At 62.1% G+C, this 17,748-nt stretch carries 16 protein-coding genes; 7 read left to right on the top strand and 9 right to left on the bottom strand.

Going from position 1 to position 17,748, the window contains the following annotated elements:
- Window positions 1-121: 121 nt before the first annotated feature.
- The 4 genes from HMPREF2605_RS01455 to HMPREF2605_RS01440 all read left to right on the top strand — a co-directional run bounded on the left by HMPREF2605_RS01455 (window position 122) and on the right by HMPREF2605_RS01440 (window position 3,266).
- Complete coding sequence (locus HMPREF2605_RS01455; RefSeq protein ID WP_049357300.1) at window positions 122-394, top strand: hypothetical protein; 273 nt, start codon at window positions 122-124, stop codon at window positions 392-394.
- Window positions 395-468: 74 nt separating this feature from the next.
- Window positions 469-1,173: a response regulator transcription factor gene (locus HMPREF2605_RS01450; protein WP_005504528.1), complete on the top strand. Its 705-nt coding sequence runs from the start codon at window positions 469-471 to the stop codon at window positions 1,171-1,173.
- Window position 1,174: 1 nt separating this feature from the next.
- On the top strand, window positions 1,175-2,674 hold the full coding sequence (locus tag HMPREF2605_RS01445) for a sensor histidine kinase (RefSeq protein WP_070846727.1): 1,500 nt from the start codon (window positions 1,175-1,177) through the stop codon (window positions 2,672-2,674).
- A 301-nt stretch (window positions 2,675-2,975) separates the two neighbouring features.
- A complete protein-coding gene (locus tag HMPREF2605_RS01440; RefSeq protein ID WP_005504526.1) occupies window positions 2,976-3,266 on the top strand; it encodes a WXG100 family type VII secretion target in 291 nt (96 codons plus the stop codon).
- 219 nt (window positions 3,267-3,485) lie between these two features.
- On the opposite strand, the gene HMPREF2605_RS01435 is transcribed toward HMPREF2605_RS01440, so the two are convergent.
- Complete coding sequence (locus tag HMPREF2605_RS01435; protein ID WP_070846726.1) at window positions 3,486-4,886, bottom strand: RNase H family protein; 1,401 nt, start codon at window positions 4,884-4,886, stop codon at window positions 3,486-3,488.
- A gap of 175 nt (window positions 4,887-5,061) precedes the next feature.
- On the opposite strand from HMPREF2605_RS01435, the gene HMPREF2605_RS01430 reads away from it, so the two are divergent.
- A complete protein-coding gene (locus HMPREF2605_RS01430; RefSeq protein ID WP_070846725.1) occupies window positions 5,062-6,048 on the top strand; it encodes a 4'-phosphopantetheinyl transferase family protein in 987 nt (328 codons plus the stop codon).
- A gap of 120 nt (window positions 6,049-6,168) precedes the next feature.
- Here the strand turns inward: HMPREF2605_RS01430 and HMPREF2605_RS01425 are convergent, their stop codons facing one another.
- The 4 genes from HMPREF2605_RS01425 to HMPREF2605_RS01410 all read right to left on the bottom strand — a co-directional run bounded on the left by HMPREF2605_RS01425 (window position 6,169) and on the right by HMPREF2605_RS01410 (window position 10,517).
- Window positions 6,169-7,272 carry an isochorismate synthase gene (locus HMPREF2605_RS01425; RefSeq protein ID WP_070846724.1) on the bottom strand — a complete coding sequence of 368 codons (1,104 nt, stop codon included), beginning with the start codon at window positions 7,270-7,272 and terminating at the stop codon, window positions 6,169-6,171.
- A gap of 63 nt (window positions 7,273-7,335) precedes the next feature.
- Window positions 7,336-8,103, bottom strand: a complete 768-nt coding sequence (locus HMPREF2605_RS01420) for an SDR family oxidoreductase (RefSeq protein ID WP_049347200.1) — start codon at window positions 8,101-8,103, stop codon at window positions 7,336-7,338.
- Window positions 8,100-8,801, bottom strand: coding sequence for an isochorismatase family protein (locus HMPREF2605_RS01415; protein ID WP_070846723.1), 702 nt, complete (start codon window positions 8,799-8,801; stop codon window positions 8,100-8,102). Before HMPREF2605_RS01415 ends, HMPREF2605_RS01420 begins: the two co-directional genes overlap by 4 nt.
- 306 nt (window positions 8,802-9,107) lie before the next feature.
- The gene (locus tag HMPREF2605_RS01410) at window positions 9,108-10,517 is read right to left on the bottom strand and encodes an FAD-dependent oxidoreductase (protein WP_070846722.1); all 1,410 of its coding nucleotides are present in this window, start codon (window positions 10,515-10,517) and stop codon (window positions 9,108-9,110) included.
- A gap of 194 nt (window positions 10,518-10,711) precedes the next feature.
- Between HMPREF2605_RS01410 and HMPREF2605_RS01405 the strand changes: the two genes are divergently transcribed.
- Both HMPREF2605_RS01405 and HMPREF2605_RS01400 read left to right on the top strand, forming a co-directional pair.
- Entirely contained in the window at window positions 10,712-11,239 is a 528-nt protein-coding gene (locus tag HMPREF2605_RS01405; RefSeq protein WP_070846721.1) for a mycothiol transferase, read from the top strand.
- Window positions 11,240-11,451: 212 nt separating this feature from the next.
- On the top strand, window positions 11,452-12,813 hold the full coding sequence (locus HMPREF2605_RS01400; protein WP_246824527.1) for an MFS transporter: 1,362 nt from the start codon (window positions 11,452-11,454) through the stop codon (window positions 12,811-12,813).
- A gap of 204 nt (window positions 12,814-13,017) precedes the next feature.
- Here the strand turns inward: HMPREF2605_RS01400 and rlmC are convergent, their stop codons facing one another.
- The 4 genes from rlmC to HMPREF2605_RS01380 form a co-directional block, all read right to left on the bottom strand.
- Window positions 13,018-14,151 (bottom strand): 23S rRNA (uracil(747)-C(5))-methyltransferase RlmC, encoded by a 1,134-nt coding sequence (rlmC, locus tag HMPREF2605_RS01395; protein ID WP_049346116.1) that lies wholly within the window; start codon window positions 14,149-14,151, stop codon window positions 13,018-13,020.
- Between the two features lie 208 nt (window positions 14,152-14,359).
- Window positions 14,360-15,982: a chaperonin GroEL gene (groL, locus tag HMPREF2605_RS01390; RefSeq protein WP_049346117.1), complete on the bottom strand. Its 1,623-nt coding sequence runs from the start codon at window positions 15,980-15,982 to the stop codon at window positions 14,360-14,362.
- Window positions 15,983-16,407: 425 nt separating this feature from the next.
- Window positions 16,408-16,998, bottom strand: coding sequence for a LytR C-terminal domain-containing protein (locus tag HMPREF2605_RS01385; RefSeq protein WP_049357314.1), 591 nt, complete (start codon window positions 16,996-16,998; stop codon window positions 16,408-16,410).
- 261 nt (window positions 16,999-17,259) lie between these two features.
- Window positions 17,260-17,583 carry a DUF3263 domain-containing protein gene (locus tag HMPREF2605_RS01380; protein WP_070633685.1) on the bottom strand — a complete coding sequence of 108 codons (324 nt, stop codon included), beginning with the start codon at window positions 17,581-17,583 and terminating at the stop codon, window positions 17,260-17,262.
- Window positions 17,584-17,748: the final 165 nt, after the last annotated feature.

The raw sequence follows: 17,748 nt of genomic DNA, 5'->3' as shown, positions 1-17,748 counted from the left end.
CGTGCGCAAACATTGCGGCGCCCGCTCCAAGCTTCGCATACGCTGTGAATTTGGGTCTCAAACCGCTAAATCTGGGGCTTCGCCCACGAACAGCTGTGTGTGAGCTGATACCGTTAATTTCATGAGTAATGAACCCGCACAGGATAAGCACAACACTGCAGAGCAGATCCCTGCACCCCTGCCCTACGCCGGAGCCATCCGTTGGCTCGGCGCGGCAGGTGCGCTTCTCGCCCTGCTCTGTCTGCTCACCGGAGTTGCCATGCTCGTGATGAAGTGGGTTGGGGCAACGCCGCCCGCCCTCATGAGCCAGATTCCGCTGGTCCTCCTACCCGTCGCCTTTATTGCACTCATGGCCGCACTCATCCTGTCGGTCATGCGCCGCAACAAGGCATAAAGATTTGAGCCGCAAGCTCACACACATCATTCACTTATCAAGTACAGCCTGCCATTCAGAGAGAAAGATAGAGTATGTCTGCTGAAGCAAAACTCCTAGTCGTCGATGACGAGTTCAACATTCTTGAATTGCTCGCCACCTCCCTGCGTTTCGCCGGTTTTGAAGTAGTTACCGCCGGCAACGGCCGCGAAGCCCTCGAAAAGGCGCACGCCGAAAACCCCGACCTCATTGTCCTGGACGTCATGATGCCCGGCATGGACGGCTTCGAGGTGACCCGCCGCCTGCGCGAAAACGGCACCACCACCCCCGTGCTCTTCCTGACCGCAAAGGACGCCACCGAAGACAAGGTGACCGGTCTGGGTGCCGGTGGTGACGACTACGTCACCAAGCCCTTCTCCCTCGACGAGGTAATCGCCCGCATCCGCGCCATTCTGCGCCGTAGCCGCAGCGTCCAGGAAGAGGACGACGCCGTACTGCGCGTTGACGCCCTCACCCTGAACGTGGACACCCACGAAGTGTTCCTCGGTGACGAAGAGATTGACCTCTCCCCCACCGAGTTCAACCTGCTGCACTACCTGATGCTCAACGCCAACCGCGTGCTGTCCAAGGCGCAGATTCTCGACCACGTGTGGGAGTACGACTTCAACGGCGACTCCTCCATCGTTGAGTCCTACATTTCGTACCTGCGTCGCAAGATCGACAACAACCGTGAAAACCACGAGCCGCTCATCCACACCAAGCGCGGTGTGGGCTACATGATTCGCGGTTCTCGAGGCTAACGTGGCGCTCAAACCCCTCGACCGGATTCCCCAGTCTCTTTCCCTTCGCACCCAGCTGGTGCTCATCACCTCCATGCTCATCGCCCTCTCCATTGCGGTGACGAGCCTGGTGGCGATTTCCGCTCTGCGCGCCCAGATGGTGCACCAGCTGGACGAAGAGATGAAGAACAGCGCCCCCTCACTCGTGCAGCTGGCGACCGTGCGCCCCTCCGGCAATCAGGAACAATCCCTGAGCACCTACCGCCTGTACCTGCTCGACAAGGACGGCAACGTACTGTACTCGCTCAAGTCCGAGGACAGCGAACAGTTCAGCGAGCCGGCGCTGCAGGGCTGGACCGAAGAGAAGGTTCGCAAGCAAAACGAGGAGGCGGTCACCGTCAATTCGGTGGGCAGCTCCTCCGATTGGCGCGTGCTCGCCGTGCCCATTGAATCGAAAGATTCTTCTGGGCTGACGGAGGCGGCATCTCTGGTTATTGCCATGCCGCTGAAACAAACGAACCAGGTGGTCGCCCTCGTGGGCGTGCTGACCTTCGCGTTTGGTTTGGCGACTCTTGCCTCCGCCATCGCGATGACCTGGGTGATTGTGACCCGCACTTTCGAACCGCTCGCACGTGTGGAGCAGACCGCCGCCAAGATTGCCGCCGGCGACCTCTCACAGCGTATTGAGGACTACAACCCCAGCAACGAGATCGGTAACCTCGCGGTCTCGCTGAACACGATGCTCGCCCAAATTGAAGTGCTCTTCAAAGCCCGCGAGAAGAGCGAGGCGAAAATGCGCCGCTTCGTGGGTGACGCTTCGCATGAGTTGCGTACCCCACTGGTCAGTATTCGAGGCTACTCGGAGCTGTACCGTCAGGGCGCGTTACCGACCGATGAGGCTGTCGCTACCGCAATGAGCCGCATCGAATCAGAGTCCAAGCGTATGGGTCAGCTCGTGGAAGACCTGCTGACCCTGGCGCGTATTGATGAGCGCCGCGAATCCAAGCTGGCGCCCTTCGACCTGTTCAACCTGGCTGTGGACGCTAGTAACGACGCCTACGCTACGGCACCCGATCGTGCGGTGTCCCTGGTGGGTCTGAATGAAGAGGTGGCGCCGACCTCCGCAACCGTGCTCGGCGACGAATCACGCCTGCGTCAGGTCGTGGCGAACCTGCTGACCAACGCCATGCGTTACACCCCCGACGGCTCTCCCCTGGAGATTGCGGTGGGCGTGCGCGAAGAGGTTCCCGGCTTCCCGCTCTCCGTGCTGGAGGTGCGCGACCACGGCCCCGGCATTCACGGCGAGGACCGCGAGCGCGTGTTCGAGCGCTTCTACCGCACCGACACCTCGCGTTCGCGTGAGACCGGCGGTACGGGTCTGGGTCTGTCCATTGTGGCTGCGATTATTGAGCAGCACGAGGGGAGGATCCACATTGAAGAGACCGACGGTGGCGGCGCTACCTTCGTGATTTCTTTGCCGTTCTACCCGCCGCCCGTCTCGGACGATCAGCTGATGAAGTAGCACTGATGCATAAACCCCCGGATTGTGGAACTTGAGTGTTCTACGGTTCGGGGGTTTTGCTGTGCGCGTCATGGCGGCGTCATTTTCAGGCTGGTTTTCGATTTTTTCGAGATGGTGGAGCCAACCTGGCGGTTTTATCCACAGATTTATCAATTCATCATTTTTTAGCTTATTTGATGCATTTTGAAAGATATAGTGATAACAAGCTTCCGGTCAGGAACTCAACCCTTCCCGAGATCCAAACCCCAAGCGCCACCCGGGGCAACCGCCCCACCTCACCTAATCTCAAAGGAGAAAAACCATGGCACAGTTCAATGTCGATTCCGAAGTCATCGCAGCCAAGAGCGCACAGGCACGATCCTACGTCGCATCCATCACCGCAGACGTCAACGGTATGACCGCCTCCCTGCACGACCTGCAGAGCTCCTGGACCGGCTCCGCATCCGCGAACTTCCAGGGCGTGCTGGACCAGTGGCACGCAACCCAGCGCCAGGTCGAAGCATCCATCACCCAGATCAACGAGGCGCTCACCCGCGCTGGTGTGAACTACGCAGACACCGAGCAGGCTAACGCCTCCATGTTCGTCGGCTAAGGAGTCAGGGCAGCAAGCCCAGAACCCCACCCGCAGGCAGGCGGCAGACCGGGCGGTAAAGGTCCCGGCCGCACGGCATACCGCCTGCCAGGCTCGCCAGAAGGCGGCGAACATCTATTGAGAAAAACCCCGCCGCATCCTTGAATTTCAAGGATGCGGCGGGGTTTATTGCATGAGAATTTTGAGAGCTCGGAAGCCTGTGAATCAGGCGATTGAACCTTATACTGCGGGGGTCTCCTGGCGGAAACGCAGACGCCACAGGCCGCGCTCAGCGTCGTAATGCCAGATGCTCGAACGGCTCACGCGACCGCGTGCGGTGGCAACCGCCGCCATGACCAGCACGCTGGAGGAATCCAGCACCTGCACGCCCTGCTTGAGCGGGGCGCCCTGCTGCGTGAAGGCGCGTTCGCGGTACTGCAGTACCGAGGAGCGCGACACCGACTTGCCGGTGGCGGTCACCCACACCAGACGCTCGTGCAGCATGGATTCCAGCTGCGCCGCTTCCATGACGGAGCCGCGGCTCTCCAGCAGCTGCTCAGCGGAGGCGGCTTCCTCGGGGTTCAGGGAAGGTGCGGCAGGCGCGGGTGCCACCGGTGCAGGTTCAGCGGGCTGGGTAGGCGTAGCAGTCTGAACAGGTGCAACAGGCTGAGCGGGCGCTTCCTCCACGGGTGCTACAGCGGGTTCTGTCACCTGCTCTTCTGCGTGTTCTTCCGTCTCACCCAGCAGTTCCGCCGGGTCAACATCGTTCGGGTCCAGACCCGCGAACTCTTCCAGACCGATCAGGTCATCCTCTTCTTCCGCCTGTGCGGCGCTGGATGCCTGCTGAGCGGTCTCCTGCTGGCGTGCCAGCGCCTTTGCATCACGCTCGGCGGCGCGCTCCGCCGCGAGCGCCAGCTGCTCCTTGCGGGTGCGAACCGCCTCCGGGTCGGGGGCGTTCACCGCGGAGGCGGGGCGCAGCAGACCGGCCAGGCGCAGGCTCTCCACGCCGCGCTGGGCGTTCTCAATCTCGGCGGCGGTAAATTCCTGCACGGGCAGGTGGGCATCCGCGGAAGACTCAGAGAGTGCCGGTTCAGCCGCGGGAGCGTTCACAATCGGCGCCTCAACAACCGGAGCCGCCGCAGGCTCAGCGACAGGTTCAGCAGAGACACCGAAGCCGGGACCGTGCGCGGGCTCGCGACCCTCCTGGTAGGCGCGCGCAGCACCATTCGCCAGGGAGTCCGCCTTCTCGTTGAGCTCGTGACCCGCGTGGCCCTTGACCCAAATAAACTCGTAGTCGCGGCCGGTCAGCGCCTTATCTAGCGCCTCCAGCAGGTCGCGGTTGAGCACGGGCTTGCCGTCGGACTTCTTCCAGCCCTTCTTCTTCCAGCCGGGCATCCACTTGGTCAGCGAGTTAATGACGTACTGGCTATCGCAGTACACGCGCAGCTTCGCCTCCGGGCGCGATGCGGTCGCCTCGAACAGATCCAGGACAGCCTTGAGCTCACCCATGTTGTTAGTGCCGTGCGCCCAGCCCCCGCTCGCCCAGTGGTCGTCGTCGATATACCATGCCCAGCCCGCCGGTCCGGGGTTGCCCAGCGCCGAGCCGTCTGCGGCGGCAATGATCTCTTGCGTGCTGTTCACGGTACCTTCTTTCTGTGCCGCCACTCTATTGTGCGGGCGGCTGTCCGTAATGATGTCTGTGATGACTTTACCGCACCGGCGGCGAGGGTGTGTAGCGCACGGTCGCAGCTGTGGACAACCTCAAGCAGCCTCGGACACGCTCATTGCCGTAATGCCGGGCGGGTACACTAAACCTATGAGCTATTCTGCCCCCGAAACACCCAGCGCACAGCGCCCGGAGCGCCCTACCGCCCGTCCGAGCGAGTGCGTGCAGATTTTCGCTCTTCCCACCCGCACGATGTACGGTTCCCTGCGTTTTAGCTGGTTGAGCTACCTGGGGCTTGCTGAGCAGCAGCATGCGGCGCAGTTGCCGACCTCCACGGCGGCGGTCAGCTACCTGAGCACTCAGGCGCTCATGCGCGCCATGGCGGCGGCGCGTCTGGATGTGCCCTCCAGTGCCGCTTCTGAGATTGAGGTGGATCGTTCCTGCGCCCTGTGCACCAGCGGTAAGAAGCACGGCAAGCCGCGTATTGCGGGCGTGAATTTCAATATGTCGCAGGTGAATCCGCTGGTGGTGGGTGCGTTTAGCCGTAATTCTTCGGCGGTGCTCGGCGTGGATGTTGAGACCCTGGATGCGCGCTTGTTCTCCGGTTTTGCGCGTCTGGCCCTCTCCAATGAAGAACGTGCATTCTATGAGCGGGTCGCGCAGGAACGCCCCGCGCCCGTACTGCACCTGCTCTCTGTGGCGCTGTGGACCGCTAAGGAGGCGGTACTCAAGGCGACCGGCCACGGTCTGAGCGTGGTGCCTTCCCTGGTTCGGGTGCAGCTCACCGATGCACTGCTGGATGCGCTCGAACTTGCCATGAACGAGGAGGTCCCGGGTGACCTTCTGAGCAGCAACGCTCCCGAGCCGACCGCCCTGCGCGTACTGACTCAGGACAGCTTGACCGCCCAAGCGACCTTTAGCGCGCCCGCGGCTCAGGGCGGCGAAGCTATCGAGCGGAGCTTTAGCCTGCAGTGGGTACCCGTGGCACTGCCCGATGCGGAGAACCCCGAGCACGCCCAGAAGATGCTCATCGCCCTGGCAGTGGAGAACCCTGCCGAGGGTGAGCCCGCGCAGGTTGAGGCTCAGCTTCTGCCGGTGGCTACTCCCCTGGAGCTCAAGCGCCTGCTCACCGATTAGTCGCGCTCAATCCCCTAACACCTGATACAACGACGGAACGCGCCCGCCATGCCAGCGAGCGCGTTCCGTCGTTTTATTCAGTCGTTGTATTCTGCCTCGTCAAGGCGTTCGTGGCAGAGCCTAAGGGGTGTCTTCGCCCAGGGTCTCCACGCCCAGGGCACGGCCGAAGCTGCCGAGCTTCGTACCGGTCTCGGTGTGCTCCAGCTCCGGGTCGGACTCAGCCACAATACCCGCACCGGCGTACAGCACCGCCTCATCCGGGCTCACCTGGGCGCAACGCAGCACCAGCGCCCACTCGCCGTTACCCTCAGCATCCATGTAGCCGACCAGGCCGCCAAAGTAGCGGCGCTCAAAAGACTCCAGCTGACGAATCAGTTCCAGCGCCTTCTCAGTGGGTGCACCACAAATCGCGGGGGTCGGGTGAATCGCGCGGGCACCGTCCAGGCAGGTCAGGCCCTCCTTCAGCACGCCCTCGATGGGGGTCGCCAGGTGCCAAAGCTGCGGGGTCTGCAGCAGCGAGGGCACCTGCGGCACGTTCAGCTCCTCGGCAATGGGTGCCAGGCGCTTGGCAATATCGTTAATGACGTAGGCGTGCTCGTGGCGGTCCTTCGGCGAGGCGAACAGGCGGTCACGAATCGCCTCGTCCTCGGCGCTACCGGGCTCGGCAATGCGCGGGGCGCTACCGGCAAGCGGGTGGGTCTTGAAGGCGCGGCCCTCGGTGCGGAACACCAGCTCCGGGGAGGCACCCATCAGGTAGCTTCCGCTCATGCCGCGCTCGCCGTCGGGCAGTCGCACCGCAAAGTTGAACGCGGAACGCTGCTGGGCGCGCAGGTTGTTGTACAGCGCCTCCAGGTTGAGAGCGCCGGGTGCGTAGCGGGCGGTGAGCACACGCGAAAGCACGATCTTGCTCAGCTCACCCGCCTTCATGCGCTCCACGGCGGTCGCCACGGCGGCACGGAACCGGTCGTTCTGCCGGCCGGTGACCGATACCGGCTCGGCAAGCGCCACGGTGTGCTCGGGGACCGGCACCTGCTGCTCCTCCAGGCGTTCAGGCACGAAAAGGTAGGCGGGCATATCAGGGTCAAAAGGAATCAGGCCCACGACGGCGCTACCGGCACGTTTCGCCTCGTCCAAGGCATTATCGAAGGTGACAGGGGTCATTGCACCGGATGCGCGCAGAACGCGGGTGCCGGTGGCAAAGATAAAATCGGGAAGGTTCGTCATCGTACTTCTATCAGTGGTGTGTGGGTTCGCGCCGGGCATCTAAACGCCGGACGCGGGGTGCCGTTAGAGGGTCGCGCCGCCGTCGGCGACAATCTCCTGCATGGTGATGTGGCGCGCCGCCTCAGAAATCAGGAAAGCGTTGACCGCCGCAATATCCGCCGGGTCGGCAATACGGCGCAGCGGAATGCCCAGGCGGAACGCTTCCGGGTTACCGGCAACCGGCAGGGCGGAGCGGTCCTCACCCTCCCAAGCGTCAGTCACCATGGGGGTTCGGGTGGTGCCGGGGCAGACCGAGTTCACGCGAATACCGTGCGCGGCAAGCTGCAGACCGAAGCTGGAACTCACGCGCACCGCCGAGGCCTTCGATGCACCGTAGGCACCAAACTCCGCGCGGGGCACACGCGCCGCATTGGAGGCGACCGTCACCAGGGAGCGGCTGTTCGCCGGGTCGGTTTCCTGCTGGTCAATCATGATGCGCGCGAATTCGCGCAGGCACAGGAACACGCCGTCGGAGTTGACCGCGTGCAGGCGCTTCCAGGTATCGAAACTGGTTTCCAGCAGCGGCTGGCTGTGGGCGATACCCGCGGCGAGTACCGCGCCGGTGATGGGTTCGTCGAGTGCCGCTACAGCGTTGGCGAGGGCGGTGACGGACTCTTCGCTCGTAACGTCTACGGCGCGGTAGCGGAAGATTGCGTCCCCGTAGGTACCGAAGGAGGCAATGGGCTGCTCCGCAAGGTCAGCCGCAAACACCGAATAGCCGTTCTTAATGAGCTGGTGGACGGTTGCCTCACCAATACCGCCGTTCGCGCCGGTCACAATGACCCAGCTCATGCGCGCGCCTCCTCAGCAGTCTCAGCCTTCTCAGCATCTTCTGCAGCCTGCAGGTCTGCGAGCACATCGGCGGTGTTCAGCACGCGAGCGCAACGACCCGAAGCGTACTCGCACGCTATGCGGTGCTCCTCCTCCGAAAAGTCGGCGAGCGCATCGGCAACCATGAACGGCTGAATGTCGCGCATGAACGCCTCCAGGGCGGTGGTTAGGCAGCCAATGTGCGCGTACACGCCGCCGATGATGAGCTGATCGCGACCGGTCTCCTTGAGCAGGTCCTCGAAGGGGCTGCGCACGAACGCGGAGTAGCGCCACTTGGTCAGCACGGTGTCGCGGTCGGTGGGTGCCAGTTCGTCGAGCACGCGGGCGGATTCGTCGTTCTGCAGGCCGTCGCCCCAGAAGTCGATGAGCAGGCGGCGGTCTTCGGGGTTCTGGCGCGGCGGCTGCGCGGTGTAGTAGACCGGGATTCCGGCGGCGTGGGCGGCGTCAATGAGGCGGCGCAGGTTCCGAATGGCGATGTTAATCTGGGCGTCCGGGTTGCCGTTGCTCTCACCCAGGTTGGCGCCTTCGAAAGCCTGGACGAAGTGTACCTGCATGTCGTGCACGAGCAGTACAGCGCGGGAGGGGTCCACGGGCCAGCTCACGCGGTTGCTGTGTTCACGGTCGACGTAGGTGTAGGGCTTAATTTTGGGCAGTGCCATGATTCTCCCGGTTCGTGCCTTTGGTTTTCGGTTGTATGCGCGGCGCAGGCGGTGCGCTGTGGTGGGTGTAGCAGCGAGTGGGTGCCTCCTCCGAGCCCTCTCGCGCTGACCACCCAATCGGTGAGCTTGCGCTTATCTCATAACAATCTTAGGGCATGCTTAGCTACTAGGTATATATGAGCCTTAACAAAAATGCTTCCCCACCCGCACCCCCGTTGATAGCACAACGGGAGGAACGGGCAGGGAAGCACTCGGACAAGCAGAAACGCTATACGAACCGCGAATCCAGACGCGATTCTAGTTCAACTAGTTCACGGGCGCCGCGACGGCAAGAACCTCATTCAGGCCCTCAGTGATCGAGGGGTGAGTGTAAATCTCATCGCGTAGCTGCGAAGCAGTAATGCCGTGGCGCATCGCCAGAGCCACCAGGTTAATAACCTCCATGGACTCGATTACCAGCAGCTGGGCACCCAGAATCTGGTCGGTCTGCGCGTCAATCACGAACTTCATGATGCCGCGCGGGTTCTCCTGGGTCTTCGCACGCGGCATCGCGGCAACCGCGGCAACCGGCTTCGAAGCGACCTTCACCTTGTGGCCAGCCTCGATTGCCTCACGCTCGGTCAGGCCCACGGAAGACAGCGGCGGGTTCATGTAAATGGTCGAAGCCACTGCCTTGCGGTCCTTGGTGGAGCGGGAACCGTCACCGACCAGCTGGGAGAGCACCACGCGGTAGTCATCCATGGAGATGTAGGTGAACTGCGGGCCGCCGTTCACGTCACCGAGTGCGAAAATGTTCGGCACGGTGCTACGCAGGTGCTCATCCACGACAATTGCGCCGCGGTCGTTGGTTTCGATGCTGGTATTCTCCAGACCCAGACCCTCGGTGGCGGGCTTGCGGCCGGTCGCAACCATCACGTAGTCCACCTCCAGCTCCCGGGTAGCGCCCTCGGAGTCGAGGTAGGTCACGGTCACCGAGTCAGCGCCGTCCTTGAAGGACTGCACGCGCACGCCGGTATGAGCGGCAATATCCTGATCTGCGATAATCTCGCGGGCAACCTGGGCAACGTCCTCGTCGTAGCGGCCGAAGAGGGCGGGTGCACCATCCAGAATGGTCACCTCGGTACCGTAGGAGGAGAAAATACCGGCAAACTCAACACCGATGGGGCCGCCACCGATAATGCCCAGACGCTTGGGGCGCGGGGTGAGCTTCTGCAGCTCGGTGGAGGTGAGCACACGCTCAGATTCGCGGATACCCTCAATCGGCGGGATAACCGACACGGCACCGGTATTGACAATGAAGTAGTCGGCGGTAACGCGCAGGGTGTCCTCGCCCGCGGTGACCTCAACCTCGGTGTCGGAGATGAAACGTGCGTGACCGTCAATGAGCTTAGCGGTCTCGTTGGACAGCAGGATCTCGCGGTTCTTGGCGCGCATCATGCCGGTCAGCTTGTCACGGAAGACCACGGCGGACTCGTAGGCGGCGTTTGCTTCTTCAAGGCTGCGCTCGCCGCTGGCGCGGAACTCGTCGGCGCGGTGAACCAGCGCCTTGGTGGGCACGCAACCGATGTTGATGCAGGTGCCGCCGTACATGCCGGTGGACTGCTCGATGAGGGCAACGTTCTTGCCGGTCTTGGCGTATGCGCCGGCGAGGGTCTTGCCGCCCTTACCGAAACCGATGACTACCATGTCAAAGTGTAGCTGAGCGGGGGTGGTCATAGTGTTCTCCTGTGGAATTTAGATGATGATGTCTTCGCAGAGTTCAACGGGAAGAAATGAGTATTATTCCCGAGCGCCACATTTTTCTTTCAAACCGGCTCTTTCAAGGCGACTCTTTCAAGGCAGCGAACACGCGGGCGTAGACTGAAACTACCCGGCTCCCTGCGAGGAGCCAGCATCTTCAGGAGGATTCCATGAAAACCCACGACATTCTGCGTGACGCCGCCAGCCGCCCCGGCATCGAAGCCGCCGTAGCCGTCAAGGGGCTATCAGCTGAGGCGCTCAACGCCCACCCGGGCGGGCACCCGAACTCTATCGCCTGGCTGCTCTGGCACGCCGGACGCCAGATGGACATGCAGCTTTCCGCCCTGAACGGTCAGCCGCAGATCTGGGAGACCCGGGGTTTCAGGGAGCGTTTCAACCTGGGCGAGCTCGGCGACACCATGGGCTACGGCCACACCGCCGAGCAGGCACGCTCCATCGTGGTGGAGGATTCCGCGCTACTGGTGGAGTACCTTGTGGCGACCGGCGAGGCGCTCGCGGACTACGCGGCGACGCTCAGCGAGGCTGATTTGAGTGAGATTATTGACCGCTCCTGGACTCCGCCGGTGACCCGCGGTGTGCGCCTGGTCAGCCTGATTGACGACGCAGCCCAGCACGTAGGCCAGGCGGCGTACGCGGCGGGTATTCTCGCGGCACAGGATTTCGCGGCGCAGGGATAGAATTTCACGCCCGCTAGAGGGGAACGAAAAAGCGGTGGCGCCTCGGACACAACCAGCCCGAGACGCCACCGCCCGGTTGCGGGCAACCCCGATAACACCGCGAGCAGATAATATTTCGGCGAGAAGATAACGGACTGTTATCTGCTCGCGCATCTTGTGTCTTGTTTCGCCTCGGTTACAGCGTTCTTACCCGTGATAGAATCCACAGTATTATGAGACGCACCACAGACCCTTCGCCTGAGCACCCTGAATCACCTGCGTCGCGCATTCCAACAAACACACCAGACGCGACCGCAAAACCCACATCAGCAACGCCGCTGAACGCACGCGGGCAGCTCACGCTCCTGACCGCGCAGGTTTCTGATGCTCTTGCGTCCAGTATCCAAGCTATCGCCATGCCCCTGCTGACCTACGGCGCCACCGGCGACCTCGCCCACTCCGCTATCGTCATGGTCGTCGAGGCAGTCCCCGTCATCCTCTTCGCACCATTCGCAGGCGCTATCGCCGACAAATTCAACCGCAAAACCCTCACCGTCAGCTTCAGGCTCGCCAGCGCCGCCCTACTCATCGCATCCCCAGCCCTCTACGCCGCCGCAGGACTACCCGCCTTCCTCACCATCGCATTCCTCGTCTCAACCTTCGGCACCTTCTCATCCCCCGCAGCCTCCGCCGCCATGCCCTCCCTGCTCGGCGACGACTACCAAAAATACATGGCACGCCGCGGCAGCCTCATCTTCCTCGCCCAAACCCTCGGCCCCACCATCGCAGCCGCCGTCGCATCCTTCACCACCCCAGCCCTCGCCGTCGGATTCGCAGGCACCCTCAACCTGCTCGCTGCCCTCACCGTCGCCACCATACGCAACTACGACCTCACCCACGCCGAACGCACCGCCACCGTGCAGGAACACCACACCGGCAGACTCCTGCGCGAAGGCGCCGCCTACACCGCACACAACCCCATCGTGCGCGGTATGCTCACCTTCTGGTTCCTCTCCATCGCCGCCGTACCCATCACCACCCTGCCCATGCTCGAATACCTCACCCGCGGCCTCGGGCACGACTACACCGCCTTCGGAATCGCAACTTCCGTCTACGCCGCCGGATGCGTGATCAGCTCCTGGCTTTCAGCCAAACTCGGCGTCGGTACAGGCGCCGGGCGGGTGCGTATGACCAAACGCGGGTGGATGTGCATCTCCGGACTCGGCTACGGCGCCGTTTGTCTGAGTATGGGACTACACCCGGCGCTGTGGGCGGTACTCGTGCTCTGGTTCATCTGGGGCATGTTCTACGGACCCGAAGAAGTGCTCGGGCAAGTCCTCTTCGCAGACGCTATCGACGAACACATGCGCGGGCGCGTCTACAGCTTCATGGGTGTGGTTTTCTCCCTAGCGGGTATGGTCGGGTACCTCATCACCGGATGGGCGGTACCAGCGTTCGGCGCGATCAACACCATTGTTACCGGAGGGGCACTCTTCATCATCGCCACCGTATTCACGTTCATTCTCGGCCCGACTGCGCGAGCGATACGGGCGCAGGAATCGCGGAATGAGGCAAAGAGCCGTGCGGGTGCATGACTGTGCTCTGTATATCGCCTCGGGGCATCATCGCCTCACCTCCGCCACGTTGCGGGCAACCCTGATAACACCGCGAGCAGGTGATTTTTGGCCGAGCATGCAGGAAAAATACTACCTGCTCGGCCAAAAATCACCTGCTCGCGCCCTAGTGTTATGTATCTGCTCGCGGACTTGGGATAGGAATGAGCGCTTGACCCGAGAAACCTACCCGCGCTTCAGCAACGTCATAACCTCATAGTGGTCCGTATGCGGGAACATGTCCAGCACACGGCCCTGCACCGGCGCATACGAGGGCATACGCTCCAGATCCTTCGCCAAAGTCACCGCGTTACAGCTCGAATACACCACACGGTCAATACCCGAACCCTCAATCCACGCACACAAGCTCTCACCAATACCGCGGCGCGGCGGATTCACCACCAGCATCTGCGGCACCGCGCCCGAAGACACCGCGAACTCCGGCGCATCCTGAGCCGAAAAGTCCACGCCCTCCAGACCGTACTCAGCGACCGTGCGCTGTGCCGAAGCAACCGCCTCCGCACTAATCTCAATGCCCGTCACCGAGCCGCCATCCATCACCGAAGCGGCATGCAGGGCAAAACCGCCCACACCGCAGTACAGATCCCACAGCGAGCGCGGAGCCACCTCACGCACCCACTCACGGCCCTGCGCATACATCGCCTCAGCGACCTTCGTGTTCGTCTGGAAGAAGCTCTGCGGACGCAAATGCAGGGTCAGGTCATTCACCTGCATCGGCAGGGTCTGACGCTCCGAGAGAATAATCTCCTCATCACCCTCAACGCGCGCCACCGGCTCACGCAGCAGGTTCACCGACAGCACTGCCAGGTTCGGCAGCCGCTCCTGTAGCCAGCCCATCTGGCGGCGAATCGGCACCAGAAGCTTCTTCGAACGCAGCACGAAACGCACCATCAGCTCACCCGCCGCCGAAGCAGTCACCAGAATATTCTTCAGCTCACCGCGACGGTTCGGAATGTCATAAGGGGTCAGGTCTGCACGCTGAATCAGCTCACGCAGCACCGGTATAGCCGCCTGAATCGGCTCCATATAGAGCGGGCATTCGCCAAGATCAGTGGAGGCACCCGTGCGGTAATCCACGATGCCGAGGGTCGGGTTCTTCGCCGAACCGCCCACCACGAGCTTCGCCTTGTTGCGGAAGCCCGCCTCCGCACTGGTCACCGGGTCCAGCCACTGTAGCTGCGGGTAGTTAGCGAGCAGGGCGCGGGCATGCTCCTGCTTCGCCTGCACCTGCGCGGTGTAGGCGGTCTCAATGCTGGGGCAGGAGGAGCAGAGGTCATCACGAAAATAGGCGCATTCCATAAGGAGCCATTCTACCGCCTCCACCGCCGGGACAGGACGCACGGGCACACAAAAGCGGGGGCGGCCACCCTTCATGGGTAGCCGCCCCCGCCTCATACGGATGCGGTGTGATTATGCCGGGTTAGTTTCCAGCGGCATCTCACCACCGAAGGTCACTTCGTGCCCTTCGGATTCCATAACTTTTTGCCCCATCAGGGACAAAAAGTTATTACATCATTCCGCCCATTGCGTCCGCACCGGGAGCAGCCGCGCCAGCGGGCTCCGGCTTGTTCGCAACAACAGCCTCAGTGGTCAGGAACAGACCAGCAATCGACGCAGCGTTCTGCAGAGCCGAACGGGTCACCTTCACCGGGTCAGCAATACCGGCAGCCATCAGGTCCTCGTACTCGCCGGTTGCAGCGTTCAGGCCGGTACCAGCAGGCAGGGAACGAACGCGGTCAACCACAACGCCCGGCTCCAGGCCAGCGTTAGCAGCGATCTGCTTCAGCGGTGCGTCAATAGCCACGCGCACAATGTTCGCGCCGGTCGCCTCATCGCCGGTCAGCTCCAGCTTGTCGAAGACCTTCACGCCGGCCTGAATCAGAGCAACGCCACCACCGGGGACGATACCCTCCTCAACAGCAGCCTTAGCGTTACGCACAGCATCCTCAATGCGGTGCTTGCGTTCCTTCAGCTCAACCTCGGTTGCGGCACCAGCCTTCAGCACGGCTACGCCACCGGCAAGCTTAGCCAGGCGCTCCTGCAACTTCTCACGGTCGTAGTCGGAGTCAGAGTTAGCGATCTCTGCGCGAATCTGAGCCACGCGACCCTCGATAGCTGCTGCGTCGCCTGCACCCTCGATGATGGTGGTCTCGTCCTTGGTCACAACGACCTTGCGAGCGGAACCGAGCATGTCCAGGGTTGCTGCGTCCAGGGACAGGCCAACCTCTTCGGTAATGACCTGGCCACCGGTCAGGATAGCGATATCAGCCATCTGAGCCTTACGGCGGTCACCGAAGCCCGGAGCCTTCACAGCCACAGACTTGATGGAGCCGCGCATCTTGTTCAGCACCAACAGAGCCAGAGCCTCACCCTCAACGTCCTCAGCAACGATCAGCAGCGGCTTGCCGGACTGCATGACCTTCTCCAGGACGGGGACGAGGTCCTTAACGTTCGAAATCTTCTGGTTCACAACCAGGATGTAGGGGTCCTCCAGGACTGCTTCCTGACGCTCCGGGTCGGTCACAAAGTAACCGGACAGGAAGCCCTTGTCGAAGCGCATACCCTCAGTCAGTTCGAGGTGTAGACCGAAAGTGTTGGAGTCCTCAACGGTGATGACGCCTTCCTTGCCGACCTTCTCCATTGCCTCAGCAATGAGCTTGCCAATCTCAGCGTCGCCAGCGGAAATAGACGCGGTTGCAGCGATCTCTTCCTCGGTCTCAACTTCCTTTGCGGAGGAGAGCAGAGCCTCGGTCACAGCCTCAACAGCCTTCTCAATGCCGCGCTTGAGGCTCAGCGGGTCAGCGCCAGCAGCCACGTTGCGCAGGCCCTCGCGGACCAGTGCCTGAGCCAGAACGGTAGCGGTGGTGGTACCGTCACCTGCGATGTCGTCAGTCTTCTTAGCAACTTCCTTGACGAGCTCCGCACCAATCTTCTCGTACGGATCCTCCAGCTCGATTTCCTTCGCGATCGAGACACCGTCGTTGGTGATGGTGGGGGCGCCCCACGCCTTCTCCAGCACAACGTTGCGGCCGCGGGGGCCGAGGGTCACCTTCACTGCATCGGCGAGGGTGTTCAAACCGCGCTCAAGGCCGCGGCGTGCCTCTTCGTCAAAAGCAATGAGCTTTGCCATAAGTGTCCTCCTGGACGATCGGATTTTTTCCTTCACCCCTGCGGGTGCGGTACATCTAAAATCGGGTGGCTACCCCTCCACAACGCCCCCGTTACGGAGGCGCGGGCAGAGCAGGACATAAAACACCCGAACGCTACATCAATTGTGGCACCCGTACCGGCATGGAGCAAACGTTTATGCCCAAGGTTGAAGGGTTAATCGCCCAGTGCTTAATCTGCGCTCATCAACCCCGTCAAAAGGGGCGTTACCGGTGTGCCCGCCGGGAGTGCGAGAGGGGTGTTAAAAGCATCAACCCCGCCCGGCGCATCAGTGGAATTGCGCGGATGGGGTTGAACAGAAGTCGTTATGGTTGAAACAGCTGGCGCGGGCTTAGATTCGAGGGCTTAGACTCGCGGGCTTAGGATCACCCGGGCAACCGCCTGAACCTATTCCGCGGCAGTAGCGGAGCCGGTGTAATCCGACGACAGAATCACGATGACCTCGTGGTTGCCCATCTGTACATCGGAAGTTGCCTGACGCACCTGAGTAATACCCAGCTTCGAGGCGATGCTCTGCGCCTGCGACTGGTAGCCCTCAGCGTAGTAGACCACGCTGGTTGCCGGTGCCACACCCGTGTAGTTTGCCGTCTCGTTGATGGTGTAGCCGGTCAGCAGAGCCGCCGCACGGGATGCACTACCCGCAGGAGCCGCCGCATTGTAGACCGCCACAGAGATGGACTCAGCCAGACCGGTCTTCGTAGCACTTGCCGAAGCGGAAGCCTTAGCCGGCGCAGAGGACGCAGAGGCGCTTGCGGGGGCGGAGCTACTTTTCGCGGTGGACGCCGAATACTGCGGGGAGGCGGTGCGCGGCGCGTACACGTACATTGCGCCGCCGATGAGCAGACCAACTACGCCTGCAGCTACCAGGGGGATAGCGCCCTTGGGGCTCTTTGCCGGGTCAGCGTTGACCGCGCGGTAGGTTCCGCGGCGGGCGGTGTTTTCGTCTACCTCGTCAAATTCGTCGCGGGGGTAGCTCATTTATCCTCATTTCACGGGTCTCTGTTTACCGGCTGGTACCGTACCGCCCTACCGGGCGCGCGGGCGCGGCTGCGGAAGGTGCGGTCTTGGTGTTCTAGTACCTAGAGTACCGTCTCAACTAGCGAGAACCAACGTGAACGCCCCGCAACCGGCTGTGAAAGAGACGGACACCGCACAGTGTTCAATCTCTGGTTGAACTTGAGGTGCGCAGGGCTAAAAGCAGGAGTTGGAAAGCTCGCACGGCTCTCCCAGTTTGAGCCCCTAGTCAGTGTCTCGGCGGGCGCGCAGAACGTCGATTATCTGCGGCGCTGCGGCGCGTACCCGCTCATCGTCCAGCATCACGTTCAGGCGCTGGTAGTAGGCAATGGGCGTGAATCCGGCGGCGATAATCGCCTTCTCTTTGGAGCCCTGGTGCTTGAAGCGGCGGCGCTCCACCTCAAGGATGCGGCGCTCCACCGGGGTCAGGCCACCGGGTTGGCTCCCTACTTCCGGCTGGTTCTGTGCTTCCGGCTGGTTCTGTGCTTCCGGCTGGGTCTGCTGTTCCGGCTGGGTCTGCGCGGTTTCAGCTCGTTCCCGTTCTGACACGTTCCCTCCTGTCTGCAGCTCGCCTGCCGCGGCTGGCGTCTCCTAGCGCGTGTATCCGTCATCCCCTAGTCTAGAAGAGAAACTCAGTCTAGAAGAGAACCTAGCCTAGAAGAGAAACTCAGTCTAGAGGAGAAACGTTCATCCCGCGCCCGGTTCCGTCACCGT

The organism is Rothia sp. HMSC065C03, from assembly GCF_001837295.1.
Lineage (GTDB): Bacteria > Actinomycetota > Actinomycetes > Actinomycetales > Micrococcaceae > Rothia.
Note: the sequence above shows the minus strand (reverse complement) of the source record. Positions and strands in the feature narration are given on the sequence as shown.

Coding starts and splice junctions, on each gene's coding strand:
- groL (WP_049346117.1), bottom strand. CDS start 15,982: ATGGCAAAGCTCATTGCTTTTGACGAAGAGGCACGCCGCGGCCTTGAG.
- HMPREF2605_RS01420 (WP_049347200.1), bottom strand. CDS start 8,103: ATGAGCTGGGTCATTGTGACCGGCGCGAACGGCGGTATTGGTGAGGCA.
- HMPREF2605_RS01410 (WP_070846722.1), bottom strand. CDS start 10,517: ATGACCACCCCCGCTCAGCTACACTTTGACATGGTAGTCATCGGTTTC.
- HMPREF2605_RS01425 (WP_070846724.1), bottom strand. CDS start 7,272: ATGACGAACCTTCCCGATTTTATCTTTGCCACCGGCACCCGCGTTCTG.
- rlmC (WP_049346116.1), bottom strand. CDS start 14,151: ATGGAATGCGCCTATTTTCGTGATGACCTCTGCTCCTCCTGCCCCAGC.
- HMPREF2605_RS01385 (WP_049357314.1), bottom strand. CDS start 16,998: ATGAGCTACCCCCGCGACGAATTTGACGAGGTAGACGAAAACACCGCC.
- HMPREF2605_RS01450 (WP_005504528.1), top strand. CDS start 469: ATGTCTGCTGAAGCAAAACTCCTAGTCGTCGATGACGAGTTCAACATT.
- HMPREF2605_RS01430 (WP_070846725.1), top strand. CDS start 5,062: ATGAGCTATTCTGCCCCCGAAACACCCAGCGCACAGCGCCCGGAGCGC.
- HMPREF2605_RS01455 (WP_049357300.1), top strand. CDS start 122: ATGAGTAATGAACCCGCACAGGATAAGCACAACACTGCAGAGCAGATC.
- HMPREF2605_RS01400 (WP_246824527.1), top strand. CDS start 11,452: ATGAGACGCACCACAGACCCTTCGCCTGAGCACCCTGAATCACCTGCG.
- HMPREF2605_RS01440 (WP_005504526.1), top strand. CDS start 2,976: ATGGCACAGTTCAATGTCGATTCCGAAGTCATCGCAGCCAAGAGCGCA.
- HMPREF2605_RS01415 (WP_070846723.1), bottom strand. CDS start 8,801: ATGGCACTGCCCAAAATTAAGCCCTACACCTACGTCGACCGTGAACAC.
- HMPREF2605_RS01405 (WP_070846721.1), top strand. CDS start 10,712: ATGAAAACCCACGACATTCTGCGTGACGCCGCCAGCCGCCCCGGCATC.